At 71.6% G+C, this 14,634-nt stretch carries 18 protein-coding genes; 7 read left to right on the top strand and 11 right to left on the bottom strand.

All coding sequences use genetic code 11. The annotated features are described in order from the left end of the window. Positions 1–163 precede the first annotated feature (163 nt). A complete protein-coding gene (locus ACI2L3_RS15115) occupies positions 164–1,093 on the top strand; it encodes a DUF5829 family protein (RefSeq protein WP_404752909.1) in 930 nt (309 codons plus the stop codon). A 10-nt stretch (positions 1,094–1,103) separates the two neighbouring features. On the opposite strand, the gene ACI2L3_RS15110 is transcribed toward ACI2L3_RS15115, so the two are convergent. From ACI2L3_RS15110 to ACI2L3_RS15080, 7 genes are all read right to left on the bottom strand, one after another. Next, complete coding sequence (locus tag ACI2L3_RS15110; RefSeq protein WP_404752805.1) at positions 1,104–2,495, bottom strand: aminopeptidase P family protein; 1,392 nt, start codon at positions 2,493–2,495, stop codon at positions 1,104–1,106. A 159-nt stretch (positions 2,496–2,654) separates the two neighbouring features. Beyond that, positions 2,655–3,035 (bottom strand): VOC family protein, encoded by a 381-nt coding sequence (locus tag ACI2L3_RS15105; protein WP_404752804.1) that lies wholly within the window; start codon positions 3,033–3,035, stop codon positions 2,655–2,657. Positions 3,036–3,085: 50 nt separating this feature from the next. Further along, positions 3,086–3,619: a hypothetical protein gene (locus ACI2L3_RS15100; RefSeq protein ID WP_404752803.1), complete on the bottom strand. Its 534-nt coding sequence runs from the start codon at positions 3,617–3,619 to the stop codon at positions 3,086–3,088. A gap of 23 nt (positions 3,620–3,642) precedes the next feature. Next, the gene (locus ACI2L3_RS15095) at positions 3,643–4,860 is read right to left on the bottom strand and encodes a hypothetical protein (RefSeq protein WP_404752802.1); all 1,218 of its coding nucleotides are present in this window, start codon (positions 4,858–4,860) and stop codon (positions 3,643–3,645) included. 138 nt (positions 4,861–4,998) lie between these two features. Next, on the bottom strand, positions 4,999–5,163 hold the full coding sequence (locus ACI2L3_RS15090) for a hypothetical protein (protein WP_404752801.1): 165 nt from the start codon (positions 5,161–5,163) through the stop codon (positions 4,999–5,001). Between the two features lie 128 nt (positions 5,164–5,291). After that, entirely contained in the window at positions 5,292–6,833 is a 1,542-nt protein-coding gene (locus tag ACI2L3_RS15085; protein ID WP_404752800.1) for a SulP family inorganic anion transporter, read from the bottom strand. 55 nt (positions 6,834–6,888) lie between these two features. After that, the gene (locus ACI2L3_RS15080) at positions 6,889–7,527 is read right to left on the bottom strand and encodes a carbonic anhydrase (protein ID WP_404752799.1); all 639 of its coding nucleotides are present in this window, start codon (positions 7,525–7,527) and stop codon (positions 6,889–6,891) included. A 372-nt stretch (positions 7,528–7,899) separates the two neighbouring features. Here ACI2L3_RS15080 and ACI2L3_RS15075 point away from each other — a divergent pair, with 372 nt between their 5' ends. After that, a complete protein-coding gene (locus tag ACI2L3_RS15075) occupies positions 7,900–8,451 on the top strand; it encodes an AAA family ATPase (protein ID WP_404752798.1) in 552 nt (183 codons plus the stop codon). Between the two features lie 38 nt (positions 8,452–8,489). Here the strand turns inward: ACI2L3_RS15075 and ACI2L3_RS15070 are convergent, their stop codons facing one another. The 4 genes from ACI2L3_RS15070 to ACI2L3_RS15055 form a co-directional block, all read right to left on the bottom strand. Beyond that, positions 8,490–8,888, bottom strand: a complete 399-nt coding sequence (locus tag ACI2L3_RS15070; RefSeq protein WP_404752797.1) for a hypothetical protein — start codon at positions 8,886–8,888, stop codon at positions 8,490–8,492. Positions 8,889–9,039: 151 nt separating this feature from the next. Then, positions 9,040–9,993: a YdcF family protein gene (locus ACI2L3_RS15065; RefSeq protein ID WP_404752908.1), complete on the bottom strand. Its 954-nt coding sequence runs from the start codon at positions 9,991–9,993 to the stop codon at positions 9,040–9,042. 65 nt (positions 9,994–10,058) lie between these two features. After that, positions 10,059–10,640 carry a dihydrofolate reductase family protein gene (locus ACI2L3_RS15060; protein WP_404752796.1) on the bottom strand — a complete coding sequence of 194 codons (582 nt, stop codon included), beginning with the start codon at positions 10,638–10,640 and terminating at the stop codon, positions 10,059–10,061. Between the two features lie 117 nt (positions 10,641–10,757). Continuing rightward, positions 10,758–10,904 carry a hypothetical protein gene (locus ACI2L3_RS15055; protein ID WP_362989886.1) on the bottom strand — a complete coding sequence of 49 codons (147 nt, stop codon included), beginning with the start codon at positions 10,902–10,904 and terminating at the stop codon, positions 10,758–10,760. Between the two features lie 120 nt (positions 10,905–11,024). Between ACI2L3_RS15055 and ACI2L3_RS15050 the strand changes: the two genes are divergently transcribed. From ACI2L3_RS15050 to ACI2L3_RS15030, 5 genes are all read left to right on the top strand, one after another. Then, a complete protein-coding gene (locus ACI2L3_RS15050) occupies positions 11,025–11,624 on the top strand; it encodes a DoxX family protein (protein WP_404752795.1) in 600 nt (199 codons plus the stop codon). Continuing rightward, positions 11,621–11,893, top strand: a complete 273-nt coding sequence (locus tag ACI2L3_RS15045; RefSeq protein ID WP_404752794.1) for a hypothetical protein — start codon at positions 11,621–11,623, stop codon at positions 11,891–11,893. Before ACI2L3_RS15050 ends, ACI2L3_RS15045 begins: the two co-directional genes overlap by 4 nt. A gap of 67 nt (positions 11,894–11,960) precedes the next feature. Beyond that, on the top strand, positions 11,961–13,355 hold the full coding sequence (locus tag ACI2L3_RS15040) for a mycothione reductase (RefSeq protein WP_404752793.1): 1,395 nt from the start codon (positions 11,961–11,963) through the stop codon (positions 13,353–13,355). Positions 13,356–13,513: 158 nt separating this feature from the next. After that, the gene (locus tag ACI2L3_RS15035; RefSeq protein WP_404752792.1) at positions 13,514–13,753 is read left to right on the top strand and encodes a phosphopantetheine-binding protein; all 240 of its coding nucleotides are present in this window, start codon (positions 13,514–13,516) and stop codon (positions 13,751–13,753) included. After that, positions 13,750–14,601 (top strand): siderophore-interacting protein, encoded by an 852-nt coding sequence (locus tag ACI2L3_RS15030; protein WP_404752791.1) that lies wholly within the window; start codon positions 13,750–13,752, stop codon positions 14,599–14,601. Before ACI2L3_RS15035 ends, ACI2L3_RS15030 begins: the two co-directional genes overlap by 4 nt. Positions 14,602–14,634 lie beyond the last annotated feature (33 nt).

The following is a 14,634-nucleotide window of genomic DNA, read 5'->3' as shown; positions in this document are numbered from 1 at the left end:
TCCTTGGACCACCAACGCCGGGCCCGGCACCGTCTGTTCGGCGGCGAGCTCATGATCGACTCTACCCCACGGACCGACACGAAGGAAATCGCGTCACAACCGCTGTCCCACTCGTCCCGCTCGCCCTACGATCGTCCGTATGCTGCTGCGCCGGAAGTCGCGGATGGTCATGGCCCTCGTGGTGGCGCTCGCCGCCGCTCTCGCCTGGGTGGGCGGGGGAAGCGCCTGGGCGGCACCGCCCGGCGAGGAGGAGCCCTCGCACGGCCGGCAACTCCTCTTCTACAACCACGCCTACGGCGTGCTCGACCGGGAGACCGCCGACGCCATCGAGCACTCGGACTACCTGCGGGAGTTCGCGAACTTCCAGGTCCGCACCACGACCGGCTCCGACGGGCAGACCTGGACCGGCCGCTACCTCCTGGGCCGCGAGAGCTACCTCGAACTCTTCGGGGTCGGCGATCTGCCCGGCAAGGACGGCGAGTTCGGGGCGACCGGCATGGCCGTCTCGGTCGAGCGCGACGGTGACCTGGCGACGGTGCGCGAACGGGTGCGGGCCCAGGGGATCACTCCGGCCGACTTCCTGCAGACGCGTGACTTCGGGGACGGCGTGCCCGTGCCGTGGTTCGACGGGTTCTTCGTCATCGCCGCCAACCAGTACGACTCGTTCGGCACTTGGGCGATGGAGTACCGGCCGGAGTACTTCGCCGACCCGCGCAGCAAGACGGAGCCGCCGAGCCACCCGGGCGACGTCGGCCGCGAGCGCTACCTGAACGACGACTACCGCAAGCACCAGATGCGGGACGTGACCTCCCTCAACCTCGCGGCCACGCCCCGCGACGTCGCAAGCACCGTGCCGCTGCTGCGGGCCGGCGGCTTCGTCGTGCGGCCGCTGCCCGGGGACGGCGCCGTCGCGACGCGGGGCGGCACCACGATCCGGCTCGACGCGACGACCCGCGACGAGGCGGGCCTGCGGGAGGTCCGGTTCTCGCTCAACGATCCGGTGAAACAGCGCCATGTGGAGCGGATCGGCCGCTCGACGCTGACCGTAGGACCGGGCTCCGGAGCGGTGTGGACGTTCGACGGCGCCCGGTGACCGGGCTGCCTCAGGCGTGACCGTGGTCGTGGCCGTCCAGTAGGTTGCCCATCCACTCCTCGACCCCGGCGACGGTACGCGGCAGCGCGCCCGACAGCAGCCGGGCGCCCTCCGGTGTGATGACGAGGTCGTCCTCGATCCGGACGCCGATGCCGCGCAGCTCGGCGGGGAGCGTCTCGTCGTCGGGCTGGAGGTAGAGGCCGGGTTCCACGGTGAGGACCTGGCCCTCCTCCAGGACGCCGTCCAGATACGTCCCGGCCCGCGCCTCGGCGCAGTCGTGGACGTCGAGACCGAGCATGTGGCCGCTGCCGCACAGGGTGTAGCGGCGGTGCAGGTCACCCTCGGCGTCCTCGAGCACACCCCAGTCGGCCAGCCCTTCGGCGATGACCCGCATGGCGGCCCGGTGGAAGTCGCGGAAGCGGGCCCCGGGGCGCAGGGCCGCGATGCCCGCTTCCTGGGCGGCGAGCACCAGTTCGTACACCTGGCGCTGGACGGGGGAGAAGCGGCCGGAGAGCGGCAGGGTGCGGGTGATGTCGGCGGTGTAGAGGCTGTCCGTCTCCACGCCCGCGTCCAGGAGCAGAAGGTCGTCGCGGTGCAGCCGCCCGTCGTTGCGGATCCAGTGGAGTACGCAGGCGTGGGCGCCGGAGGCCGCGATGGTCTCGTAACCGGTGCCGTTGCCCTCGGCGCGGGCACGCAGGCCGAATACCCCCTCGATCCAGCGCTCGCCGCGCGGGTGCGCGAGAGCGCGCGGCAGTGCGCGCACCACGTCCTCGAACCCGGCGGTGGTGTGGTCGACGGCCAGTTGCAGCTGTCCGACCTCCCAGGCGTCCTTGACCAGGCGCAACTCGGAGAGCACGGCGGCGAGTTCGGGGTCGGAGGTGGCGTCGCGCCCTGTCGGGGAGCCCAGGGCGTCCAGGTGGGCGCAGCGGATGCCGGTGAGCCGCTCCGCCTCGGCGAGGTCGGGGCGGCGGCCCACCCAGAACTCGCCGTAGCGCCGGTCCCGGTAGAACTCCTCGTCCCCGTCGGCGCGCGGGGAGCGTGGCCGCAGATGGAGCACCGCCTCGTGCCCGTGCGGCCCCGAAGGCTCCATGGCCAGCACGCTGCCCGCCTGGTCCTCCCCGGTGAGCCCGGTCAGCCAGGCGTACGCGCTGTGCGGGCGGAAGCGGTGGTCGCAGTCGTTCGAGCGGACCGTGAGCTCGCCCGCCGGGACGATCAGCCGCTCGCCGGGGAAGCGGGCGGAGAGCCGGGCCCGGCGTGCCGGGGTGACGGCGTACGCGGCGACCCGCGTGGACTCCGGCAGCGCGGACGGGGCCCAGGACGCCGCCATGAAGCGGGACAGCTCGGCGGAGACGGGCAGGTCGTGGCTGCCGGTGTGGAGCGGGCGGGTGCCGGATTCGGTCACGGGGACTCCCTGGAGACGCGAAGGGGGCCGCGGACCACAGGAACCAGCGGGACCACAGGAGCACGGCCAGTAAAATGTCACATTACTATGGCGGCGCGTGCGGGGGAGTGCTTCCGCGGCTTCAACGGGTCGGTACCGGGCCGGAGTTGAGGGGCCCGCTCAGCCGAGGTAGTCCGTCCGTCCTTCGTCGTCGAGCTCGAAGGGGCCGTCCGGGATGATGCAGAACTCGTTGCCCTCGGGGTCCGCCATCACCAGGAAGCCGCCGTCGGCGTACTCCTCCAGCCTGCGTCCGCCGAGCGCCTCGACCCGGCGCTGTTCGGCGGCCGGGTCGGGCGACGCGAGGTCGAAGTGCAGGCGGTTCTTGCTCTTGCCGGACGTGGGGCTGTCGGTCCGCTGGATCCCGACACCCAGCCCGTTCTCCCGCCGCAGCCATACGTACGGTCCCGTGCGGCCCACCACGGGCCTGTCGAGCAGCTCGGACCAGAAGGCGGCGACCCGCTCGGGGTCGGTGGCGTCGATGATGAGGGCGTTGATCTGCACGGGTCGTCCTCCCAGGAGTGCGGTCGTCCACCCCACACTCGCAGACCGCGCTAGCTTTCCGGGCTCTCCGCCAGCGCGGCGATGTCGGCCAGGGACAGCCGCAGCTCGTCGTGGAGGAAGCGCACGACCGTCCAGTGCGGCAGGGCGTCCTCGTCGTACGGCCCGAACGCCTCGGTGTAGAGGGGGATCCACCGCAGCGCCTGCTCCGCGGCCGCCTCGCGGCCCGGCTCCCGCTGGTAGGTGTCGTAGGACACGCTGCGGTGGTGGATGAAGTGGCCGCCGGGCAGGCGCTGTTCGCACAGCTCCCGGTACTCGCGGGTCTGCAGGATGAGGTAGTGCCAGATCTCGTCGATGTCCTGCTCGACGGGGAGGAAGAGGCCGCCGAGCCGGTCGGGGTGGCGGGAGACCAGGTAGAGGTAGCGGAGACACTCGCGGACCTGGTGCGTGACGTACGAGGCGGCCGGGGCGCCGGGCTTCGCCGCGAAGTGCCGGACCACCTCGGTGTGCAGGTCGGTGCCGAGCAGCTCCTCGGCGGTGGGCGCGGGCGCGTGCGGTGCGGAGGCGTGCGGTGCGGGTGCGTGCATGGCGGGTTCCTGTCGGCTCTTCGCTAGGTCGTGGTCAGCCAGGCGTACTTTCCGGAACGCCCGATCGGTACGTGGACGACGTGCTCCACGCGGCAGGCTCGGCCGGTCAACTCGCCGACCGAGGTGGCGAGGTCGGCTTCCTCCGCCGGTGTGAGCGGCTTGCCGTCGAAGGTCGTGCAGCTCAGCACGCACCGGTCCTCGCCGGTCAGCCGCAGCTGGTGCAGGAAGATCCGGGCGGCGGCGGCCGCGACCCGCGCGTCCAGGTCGGCCTGGGCGACGGGGCCGCCGGGCGCCGGCAGCAGTTCCTTCTCACGGCCGCAGAAGGAGACGATCCGCTCCGGGTCCGTGCTGCCGTCGCCGGTGCGGACGCAGTCGCCGGACCGGTAGCGGACCAGCGGCATGTACGGATTGCGGATGCTGGTGACGATCAGGCTGTGGATGCCGCTGCCCGGCTCCACCGGGATCAGCTCGACGCTCATGTCGTGCAGATAGGGGCGGTAGCCGCCGTCTCCGTCGCTGTAGAAGAGGTAGCCCAGTTCGGTGCTGCCGAAGAGGTCGACGATCGGGCAGTCGAAGCGCGCGCGCAGCTGGGCGCGGACGTTCAACGGCGTGTACTCGTAGGCGTGCACGATGCCGGACGGCCGGGGGAATCTGTCCCACAGGTCCCACTCGTCGACCTTCCCGACCAGGTGCGCGAGGTGGTAGCCGGAGCAGTCCAGGAGGTACGAGCCCCGGGGGTGCGCGGCGCTCACCTCGCGGATCTCGGCGAGCATGCGTTCGACCTCGGCACGGTCCCAGTCGGCCGGGTCCAGGCGGCGGTTGAGGTACAGCGTCCGGTCGTCGAGCCAGCGCTCGCCCGGGGTGGCCCCCGGTTTGCGCGCGTTGACCCGCGCCACATGCTCGGTGGCGAGGACGGTGGTCAGCGAGACCCGCCGGCCGCCCTCGTGCCAGAGGGGGCCGAGGTCCGGGTGTTCGCTCCACAGCCGGTAGTAGGAGCGGAGCAGGAAGTACGGCGGCCGGATGAGCTGCATACGGGCGTGGTTGGTGCCGGTGGACAGCACGAACTCGGCGTCGCCCGCCTCCAGGGCGCGCTCCAGTTCCGGGGTCATCCAGTTGGCGGGGAAGTCCCGGGCGATCTCCGGCTTCTCCAGGACCGGGAAGTCACCGCGCTCGACGGACGCGCGGTAGAGGGGGATGTCCCGGACCTTTTCCAGGACGTCGGCGCTCGGCAGGCGATTCAAGAGGGCTCCGGTACGGGGCAGGGGGTGGGGGGCAGGCGGCAGTGGGCTGTGCGGGCTGCGGGGCGGTGGGCTGTGCGGGCTGCGGGGCGGTGGCCGCGGCTGGTGTCGCCGTGGCCACCGCCCCGCCGGGTCACCGCGTCAGGAGATGCAGCCGGTCTTGCCGGTGGCGCTGATGCAGCCGCTCTTCGGCGTGGCGCTGATGCAGCCCTCCTTCGCGCCCGGCGTGGCGCCCTGGGCGGAGTTGGCGGCGACCCACTTCTGCCACACGGACTCCTGCGTCATGCGCTTGATGAGCTGTTCCACGGTGAGACCTCCATGGTTGACCGGCACGCTGTGCCGGGGGGTGATGGGACACCGGGCGGCGAGCATGTGGCGCTCGCCGCCCGGAGCAGGGGAAAACGAGGGAGCGGCAGGTGATGGTGAGGGGGGCGTCAGGCCCCGGCCCCGGCCACCGGACGTGTCTTCATCCGGACGGCTTCCGTACCGCTGTCGTTGTGCCGCAGCGCCCAGTTCTCCAGCGTCGTGCGGCAGGCGTGGTCCAGGTGGCGGACGTCCGTCAGGTCCAGCTCGATGGGCCGGTCCTGCGGCATGGCTTCCAGCGTCTCCAGGATGCGGGGAAGCCGCAGGAACGTGGCGTTCCCGGTGAGGGTCACCACCATCCTGCCGTCGGTCAGCTCCCGTACGTCCAGGTGGATGTGGGAGGTCTCCCAGGCGGACTTGACCACGGCGAGGATCAGGCCGAGGACCACGCCCTCGAACATGTTGGTCACCACGATGGCGATCGCCGTGACGGAGAGGACGACGGCCTCGCCGCGGTGGGCGCGGGCGAGCGGGACGATCTCCTTGAAGGGAATCAGCTTGCAGCCCGCGTGCACCAGGACACCGGCGAGCGCCGCCAGCGGGATGATGCCGAGCGCGGCAGGCAGGAGCACCGCGAACAGCAGCAGCCACACGCCGTGCAGGATCCGGGAGAGCGGGGTACGGGCGCCCGCCTGGACGTTGGCGGAGCTGCGGACGATGACCGCGGTCATCGGCAGCGCGCCGAGCACGCCGCACACCGTGTTGCCGACGCCCTGGGCGACGAGCTCCTTGTCGTACTGCGTGCGCGGCCCGTCGTGCATGCGGTCCACGGCCGCCGCGCTGAACAGCGACTCGGCGGACGCGATCAGGGTGAACGCGAGCACGGTGCCGAGCACGGCCACGGTGCCCAGGTCCGCAAGGTCGCCGAGACCGGGCGGCTGGATCGCGTCGACCATGCCGCGCACCGACACGTTCGCCACGTCGAGGCCGAACCCGGCGGTGACGGCGGTGGCCAGGGCCACGGCGGCCAGCGGGGCGGGCACCACGCGTGCCGCGGCGGGCAGCTTCGGCCAGAGGACGAGAACGGCGATGGTGCCGAGGCCGAGGGCTGCGGCGGTCAGCGCCGTGCTGTCCTGCACGGTGTCGGCGAGCAGCCCGGGCACGCCGGTGATCTTGTCGATGCCCGAGCGCGGCTGCTCGGCCCCGGCCATGGTGTACAGCTGGCCGAAGATCAGCACGAGGCCGATGCCCGCCAGCATGCCCTGCACGACGGACACGGATATCGCGCGGAACCAGCGGCCGCAGCGGAGCAGGCCGAGGGCGATCTGGAGTGCTCCGGTGAGGAGCACGATGGCGCCCAGCATGCTGAGCCCGAACTCGCGCACCGCTTCGAAGACCAGCACGGTCAGTCCGGCGGCGGGCCCGCTCACCTGGAGGGCGCTGCCCGGCAGGAAGCCGACCACGATGCCGCCGACGATGCCGGTGACGAGGCCCAGTTCGGCGGGAACGCCGGAGGCCACCGCCACGCCGACGCACAACGGCAGGGCGACCAGGAAGACGACGAGTGAGGCGAGGATGTCCCGTCGCAGCACGCCCGGTTCGCGCAGGGCGGCGAAGGGGGAGGGGGAAGGGGGGGAAGAGGGGGAAGAAGGGGAAGAGGGAAGGGAGGACATGAGGGTGGGGGTCCTGTCGTGTGGGTGGGCCGGTCTCAGGGGGGAGCGGCGGCACTCACAGGGGACTGAACGAAGGACGGCCGGTGTCCGACGGCCGGTGGGCGGTGACGGTGCCCGTGTGCACTTCGTAGTACCAGGCGTGCAGGGTGAGTGAGCCGTCGGCGACCCGCTCAGCCACACACGGGTACGCCCGCAACTTCTCCAGCTGCGCGAGGACATGGGTCTGCACGGCTTCCGCCACGTCCGCCGAGGTCGGCGTGAGGGAGCGGAGGGCTTCGTCGGGGGCGACCGAGTGCTCCAGCCAGTCGCGCACCGCGGGCACGGCCGACAGGTCCTCGCCCCGCACCAGCGCGCCCACCGCGCCGCAGTGGGAGTGTCCGCAGACGACGATGTCGCGGACGCCGAGCACGCACACCGCGTACTCGATGGTGGCCGCCTCGCTCATGGGGCCGCTGCCGGGGTTGGTGCCGCGGGCGGGATAGGGCGGGACGACGTTGCCCGCCGTACGGAGTTCGAAGAGTTCGCCGGGGCGCGCTCCGGTGATCAGGGACGGTACGACGCGCGAGTCGGAGCACGTGACGAACAGTGCTTCCGGTGACTGCCCGGCGCCGAGGGCCTGGAAGGCCGCGGCGTTCCGGGGGTCCGCCACGTGTGTCGTGGCGAACGAACGGGCGTTGTCTATCAGTGACTTCAAGGTGGCCTGCCTCCTGCGTCGCTTCGGCGGTGCCGGGACGCGGTGTGGTCGGGTCGATGGTGACAGAGGGGCGGCACGGCCCGCCGGTGACGGCGGGCGCCTGTCGCCCCGGATCAGCCTGGACGGCTGTCGTGTCCTCCACTTTGCCATCGCATTACGGTGAGATGTCAGAGCAAAAATCTGCCAAAGAATGAGTAATAAGCGCCCCTCAACTGGGAATTGATCCAGTAATCAACCGTTGGGTAAAGATCTTGGTGGCGGTTGTGTGGGCGATGTGAAGCGATTCTGTTCGCGCCGCGTTGCAGTCGCACCGTCGCGCCGCCGCACCGGGGCGCGCTCGTACCGGAAAAATGAGGGTGAGTGGGAGAAGTCATGCCGGACACCTCGTTCCAGGGCCAGGCCGTCGACACCGAGCCGGCCCCGTACGTGTTCCTCGTCGTCGGCATCCCGGGCTCCGGCAAGAGTTCGGTCTCCGCCGGGCTGGCCCGCCGCTTCCCCCTCGGCGCGCACATCGAGGGCGACCACCTCCAGGACCTGATCGTCTCGGGGAACCGGCTGCCCAAGCCGGAGGAGGACCTGGAGGCCGACCGCCAACTCCTGCTGCGCGCACGCAACGCGGCGGTCCTGGCGCGCAGCTTCCACGCCGCCGGCGTCGTCCCGGTCATCGACGACGTCGTCGTCCGGCGCGCGCACCTGGAGTTCTACCGGGAGCACCTGAAGGGCCTGCCGCTGCGGCTGATCGTGCTCGCGCCCTCGATCGACGTCGTGTCCCGGCGGCTCACCGCACGGGACAAGGTCCTCGCGGACGACTGGTCGTTCCTGGACGAGGCGATGCGGAGCGAACTCGACGGCGAGGGCGAGTGGTTCGACAGCTCCGCCATGTCTCTGGACGAGACGATCGACGCGATCACGGCGGAGAGCTGACACGCGGACCGGCCGGGCCGGCCGGACCGCGGGCCGCGTCAGCGGACGGTGACCTGCACGGTGTTGGAGACGGCGCCCCCGCCGACGACGCGGATCTTGTTGACACCCCTGATGCCGAGCTTGACCCGCAGGTTGTACGCCCCCGCCTTGTTGGTCTTCATCCGGATGGGCAGCGACACCCAGCGCTTCTTCTGCAGCTGCTGCAGCGTGACCTGCGTGCCCGCCCGCAGGTTGGTGCTGGAGCCGTACACGCGGAACTGCTCCCACGCTCTGACCGATTTGACCGTTGCCTTCGCCGACAGGGTCGCCTTCTTGGGCGCTGCCTGCCGGCTGTGCGCGGGAGGGGCCGGATCGGCGGCCAGGGCCACGCTCACCGGGGTGGCGCAGAGCAGCAGGCCGGCGGAGAGGGCGACGGTACGGGAGACGGCGGGACGCATGAGCACTCCAGGGTGGGTTCGGTGTTCGACCCGCTCACCGTAGGGAGTAAAGAGGCTTTTGTGCTGAAATGACATGCGGAGAAACGGGTGGGGCGGCCACGCCTTCGTGGGACAGGGGGCGGCCGCTCACACGCTCGGCCGAGGGCGGCGCTCAGCGCGTGGCCCAGGCCAGTACACCGCCGAGGACGAACAGCAGACACATCGCGACGTTGGTCCGCTTGTAGGCGACGAGGACGGCCGCGAACTCGCGGATCGTCGCGTTGGGCCAGAAGTACGCCGCCGTCGGCGAGCCGACCACTTGGCCCCGGACGCCGATCCGCCGGGCGGTGAGCGCGGCGCGGAAGGCGTGGTAGTTGTTCGTGACGACCACGCACCGGTAGTCCGGATCGGACTTCTCCATGATCGCCTTGCTGAACCGCAGGTTCTCCTCCGTCGTCGTCGACCGGTCCTCGCACTCGATCAGCTCGGCGGGGAAACCGCGCTCCGTCAGGAAGTCGGCCATGGCATGGGACTCCGGCAGGTCCTCGTCCGGCCCCTGCCCGCCGGACGCGATGAGGACCGGCGGGTCACCGCGCCTGCTGAGCAGCGCGTGCACCTCCCGCGCCCGCGTGAGCCGGGCGGCAAGCAGCGGCGGCACCGTGGACCCGCCGATGAGGCCGGAGCCCAGCACGACCACGTAGTCCGCCTTGCGGCGGATGCGCAGCCGGCCGTAGAGGAACGCGTACACCACGAAACTCAGGAACAGGAAAGAGAGGTAGCAGGCGAGACCGAGCGCCGCCACGCCCACCCCGATCATCACCGGCGTCCGCAGCACCGCGGCCGTGACCACCAGGGCCACGACCGCGACGACGCACACCGCGCCCATCAGGGAGAGCAGGTTGGTGGGGCTCCTGCCCTCCCTGCGCACCATCCGCAGGCCGTTGAGGAAGAGCAGGCACACGAGCACGAGAATGCCCACGGCTCCCAGCGCGAGCACCGAGGAGGCGATGACCAGCCCCGACGTGGAGCCGGCCGACAGCAGTTCGAACATCCAGGTCGCGAGGGCGCTGAGCGCGGCGAGCCCCAGCAGCACCGCGTTGCTGAACCGGCGGCGCTCACGCACCATGCGCCAGCAGAAGACGACGAAGAGCAGGGCCGCCGGGGCGTAGACCAGATTCCGCACGGTGCGGGTCAGCGGATGACGTGGATGACGTCGAAGACGTTCTTCTGCAGGCCGTTGGCGTACGCCTCGTGCTCGACGAGCCGCAGCTTCTGGGAGTCCTTGTCCGTGTCGCTGAACAGGCGCTTGCCCGCGCCGAGCAGGAGCGGGAACACGAGCAGGTGGTACCGGTCGATCAGGCCGGCGTCCGAGAGGCTCCGGTTGAGGGCCGCACTGCCGTGGACGATGATCGGGCCGCCCTCCGTCTCCTTCAGCGCGGCGATCTCGTCGAGCGAGCGCAGGATCGTGGTATCGCCCCAGTTGTCGACCAGATCGTCCTCGCCGAGAGTGGTGGAGACGACGTACTTGGGCATGAGCTTGTACTCGGCGAAGTCCGCCATGTCCGGCCAGACCGGGCTGAACGCCTCGTAGCTCACCCGGCCCAGCAGCATCGCGGTGGCCTCCTGCTGCTCCCGGCCCTTGATCTCGAACGCCTCCGGGACGAACTCGATGTCCTTGTACGTCCACCCCGAGTTCCGGTAACCCGGTTCGCCGCCCGGGGCCTCCACGACGCCGTCGAGCGAGACGAAGGCGGTACTGATCAAGGTGCGCATCTGAGTTCTCCTGAGCTATGGGCCGTTGATTATCACTGATGACCGCGGGACGCGGAGAAACTCATCGATCTTCGCCCGGCTTTCCGGGCGCGCCGGTCCGTGCGGGCGCGCGCCGGTTCAGCGGCGCCCGCGCAGCCGGGAGAGGAGCGAGCGGGCCTGGGCGCGCTTGCGCGGGTCCGCGGCGGCCCGGCGCACGGAGCTGACGGTCCGTCGGCCCTGCGGTGTGCGGCTGTACGCCCTGATGCGTGCGAGCAGTCCGGCCATGGGATCCTCCTGGGCTGTCACCGCCGTGGCGGTGGGGTGTTGTCGGATTCCTGTTCCCCGTACCCCGAGCGGATCCATGAAACCGTGTCTGAGTGTGCGCTTTGAGGGCAGCCGGATGGCATGGCTGTTCTCAGGAAATGCGCACGCCCGATGCTCGCCTCCGTCTTCGTCACGGGCGGGCTGCACACTCTCAGGAACCCCGAGCGCGTGGCGCCGGCGGCCGAGCCCGTCGCGGCCCCGTTGAGCTCCCGGATCCCCTGGCTCCCGGACGACCCCGAGCGGCTGGTCCGCGTCAACGGCGCCGTGCAGCTGGGCGCCGGTCTGATGCTGGCGACCGGGCGCGTGCCGCGCGTCGCCGCCCTCGCCCTCGCGGGCACGCTCGTGCCGACCACCTTGGCCGGGCACGCCTGGTGGAAGGAGAAGGACCCCGAGCAACGGGACGCCCAGCGCACGCAGTTCATCAAGAACGTCTCCCTGCTCGGCGGGCTGCTGCTCGCCGCGGCCGACACCCACGGCAAGCCGTCGGTGGCCTACCGCACCCGCACCGCGGCGGCCGGCGGCAGGCGGGCCGCGCGGCGCACGCGGCGCGATGCCACGAAGGCGCTGAGCGGGGCGGCGGGGAACGCGGCGGGGACGGTCAGGTCGGCCTCCGCGAGCGCCCAGCAGGCCGTCACCCGGAGTGGTTCGGCCCTCAAGTCCTGGGCACCCGGGGCGGTATGACAATACGTGACGAGCAGAGCGGCCCGTCCGGCCCGGGACCGATGGAGCGCGGCACCGCACAGCGTGTCGAGGCGCGCCACAGGATGTGGACCCTGGCGTGGAGCGCCCTGTGCGTGCTGTTCGCCGTCTGGTCGCTGGCCTGGGGTGTCGGCGCGGCCACGGGCGCGTCCGACGCGTGGGCGTACAGCTTCGCCGGCCTCGTACTGCTGGCGTGCGCGCTGTGGGCGCGCCGCTCGGCCGTCCGCAACAGCCCGCCCCGGCATCTGTGACGGACGCGTTCGGGGCGGGCGGCCGCTCCGGAGGTGTGCGACGGGCATACACGGATACGCTCCACATATGCGACATCACGATCTCCTCGTCCTCGGCGCGGGCACCGGCAACGCGCTGATCGACGACCGCTTCTCGCACCTGGACGTGGCCCTCGTCGCGGAGGGCCCCTTCGGCGGCACGTGCCTCAACGCGGGCTGCATCCCCAGCAAGATGCTCGCCTTGACCGCCGAGGTCGCCGACACCGTGCGCGACGCCGAACGCCACGACGTACGGGCCGAGCTGGACGGAGTCTCCTGGCCCGCCGTCCAGGACCGCGTCTTCGGGCGGCTCGACGCCGTCGCGCGCGAAGGTGAGGAAGGCCGCCGCGCGTCGGGCTTCGTGACCGTGTACCGCGGGCGCGCCCGGTTCACCGGCGAGCGCGAGCTCCTGGTGGAGACGGCGGAGGGGACCGAGCGGATCCGCGCGGACCGGATCGTCGTCGCCGCGGGCGGCCGCCCCATGGTGCCGCCGGTGGTAGCTGAGGCCGGGCTGCCCTACGAGACGTCCGACACCGTGATGCGGCTCGACGAGGTTCCCGAGCGCATGGTGGTCCTTGGCGGCGGCTACATCGCCGCCGAACTGGCACACGTCTTCCACGCGGCGGGCACCGCCGTCACCATCGTGGAGAAGCAGGACCAGCTGCTCTCCGGGCAGGACGAGTCGATCGCGTCGGCCTTCACCGACATCGTGCGCGACAGCTACGACCTGCGCCTCGGCCGGGAACTGGTCCGTATGGAGGGGCGCCCGGGGCAGCTGCGGCTGACCCTCGACGACGGCTCGGTCATCGAGGCGGACACACTGCTCGCAGCCGCGGGCCGCAAGCCGAACAGCGACCGGCTCGACCTGGACCGGGCCGGCATCACCTGCGACGACAAGGGCCTGATCGAGGTCGACGCGCAGCTGCGCACCAGCGCCGCCGGTGTCTGGGCGCTCGGCGACGTCGCGGCAGGGCCGCCCTTGAAGCACGTGGCCAACCGCGAGGGCGAGGTGGTGGCCCACAACCTGCTGTACCCGGACGAGCCGCGCACGATGTCGTACGACGTCGTGCCCGCCGCCGTGTTCGCGCGCCCCCAGATCGCCCAGGTCGGGCTCACCGAGCAGGAGGCCAGGGAACAGGGTCTGGACTACACGGTCGGTTCGTGCCGGTACGAGGACGTGGCGTACGGCTGGTCGCTGGAGGACGGGCAGGGCTTCTGCAAGGTCCTTGCCGACCGGGGTTCGGGCCGTCTGCTCGGCGCGCACGTGCTCGGTCCGCAGGCCGCCACGCTCATCCAGCCGCTCGTCGTCGCCATGACCTTCGGGCTGCCGGCGCGGGAGGTCGCCGAGCGTCCGCTGTGGATCCACCCGGCGCTCACCGAGGTGGTCGAGAACGCGCTGCTCGATCTGAATCCGGACAACCAGCGGCGCCCGCCCGCCATGTGACGCGGCGACAGATGACGCCGGATTACGGGAGGCCCTCTGGCAGGCCTCCCGTTTTCACGCCACGACCAAGATTAAGTTAGGTTAGCCTTCCCTCAGTGTCGCAGGGGGTCGACGGGCCGACGTGCTGTCGGCACCCGTTCCCGAAGGAGAGCCAACCGATGAGCCAGACCCTGTCGCCCGAGCGCGTCCGCGCCGACATCGCGGAGCTGCTCGACTGCGAACCCGCGGAGATCGCGCCCGGGGAGGACCTCTTCGACCTCGGCCTCGACTCGGTGCGGATCATGACGCTGGTGCAGCGCTGGCGTGCGGCGGGGGCGACCGCGCTGGAGTTCCCCGACCTCGCGGAGCGGCCCGAACTGGGCCACTGGACGGAGCTCCTGACGGGGCGTGCCGCATGAGCCGGGTCGACCACCGGCACCGGCACCTGGACCGGATCGCCGAGGTCCGCGCGGGCCTGCACGCCGAGAAGGTGGGCTACCCGATCGGCATCCGCGAGGTCGAGGTCGTCCGCACCGCCATGGTCGGCGCCGGTCTGCTGAGGCTGACGCTGGGCGGTCCCGGCACCGAGGGGTTCGAGGCGCACGCGCCGGACGAGCACGTGAAGCTCGTCTTCCCGGAACCGGACGGTTCGCTGCGGCTGCCCGAGCGGAACGGGGCGATGCTGCGCTGGCCGCGGCCGGCCCCCACCTCGCGGGAGTACACCGTGCGCCGCTACGACCCCGTCACGGGCGAACTCGACATCGACATCGTCCCGCACGACGGAGGGCTCGCGTCGGACTGGGCGCACCGGGTCGAACCGGGCGCCGTCGTGCACGTCGCGGGCCCGCCCGGCGGCCTGATCGTCCCGCACACCTACGACCGCTACCTGCTCGCGGGCGACATCACGGCGCTGCCCGCGATCGCCCGCTGGCTCGAAGAGCTGCCCCGGACCGCGCGGGGCTGGGCGTTCGTCGAAGTCGCCGACGCCACCGAGGAGATCGAGCTGTCCGCGCCCGAGGGCGTCGAGGTGCGCTGGCTGCACCGGGGCGGCCTCCCGGCGGGCACCGGTGGCGCGCTGGAGCGGGCCGTGACCGCGGTGACCGTGCCCGAGGGGGAGCGGGTGTACGTGTGGGTCGCCGGCGAGGCGGGACAGATCAAACCCCTGCGCCGCTGGGTCCGTGACGTGCTCGGTCTCGGCAAGGCCGACCACGACATCACCGGCTACTGGAAGCGCGGCGTCGCCGACTTCGACGAAGACGACCACTGAACCCCGCCTCACCTCACCGCCTCACCTCACCGC

This window comes from Streptomyces sp. NPDC029674 (assembly GCF_044903205.1).
In the GTDB taxonomy this organism is placed as follows: Bacteria; Actinomycetota; Actinomycetes; order Streptomycetales; family Streptomycetaceae; genus Streptomyces.
The sequence above is the reverse complement of the archived record's forward strand: the minus strand, read 5'-3'. Positions and strand labels throughout refer to the sequence as shown.

Coding starts and splice junctions, on each gene's coding strand:
- ACI2L3_RS15100 (WP_404752803.1), bottom strand. CDS start 3,619: ATGCACGCACCCGCACCGCACGCCTCCGCACCGCACGCGCCCGCGCCC.
- ACI2L3_RS15045 (WP_404752794.1), top strand. CDS start 11,621: ATGACAATACGTGACGAGCAGAGCGGCCCGTCCGGCCCGGGACCGATG.
- ACI2L3_RS15075 (WP_404752798.1), top strand. CDS start 7,900: ATGCCGGACACCTCGTTCCAGGGCCAGGCCGTCGACACCGAGCCGGCC.
- ACI2L3_RS15030 (WP_404752791.1), top strand. CDS start 13,750: ATGAGCCGGGTCGACCACCGGCACCGGCACCTGGACCGGATCGCCGAG.
- ACI2L3_RS15060 (WP_404752796.1), bottom strand. CDS start 10,640: ATGCGCACCTTGATCAGTACCGCCTTCGTCTCGCTCGACGGCGTCGTG.
- ACI2L3_RS15050 (WP_404752795.1), top strand. CDS start 11,025: ATGGCTGTTCTCAGGAAATGCGCACGCCCGATGCTCGCCTCCGTCTTC.
- ACI2L3_RS15085 (WP_404752800.1), bottom strand. CDS start 6,833: ATGTCCTCCCTTCCCTCTTCCCCTTCTTCCCCCTCTTCCCCCCCTTCC.
- ACI2L3_RS15055 (WP_362989886.1), bottom strand. CDS start 10,904: ATGGCCGGACTGCTCGCACGCATCAGGGCGTACAGCCGCACACCGCAG.
- ACI2L3_RS15040 (WP_404752793.1), top strand. CDS start 11,961: ATGCGACATCACGATCTCCTCGTCCTCGGCGCGGGCACCGGCAACGCG.
- ACI2L3_RS15115 (WP_404752909.1), top strand. CDS start 164: ATGGTCATGGCCCTCGTGGTGGCGCTCGCCGCCGCTCTCGCCTGGGTG.
- ACI2L3_RS15070 (WP_404752797.1), bottom strand. CDS start 8,888: ATGCGTCCCGCCGTCTCCCGTACCGTCGCCCTCTCCGCCGGCCTGCTG.
- ACI2L3_RS15035 (WP_404752792.1), top strand. CDS start 13,514: ATGAGCCAGACCCTGTCGCCCGAGCGCGTCCGCGCCGACATCGCGGAG.
- ACI2L3_RS15065 (WP_404752908.1), bottom strand. CDS start 9,993: ATGGTGCGTGAGCGCCGCCGGTTCAGCAACGCGGTGCTGCTGGGGCTC.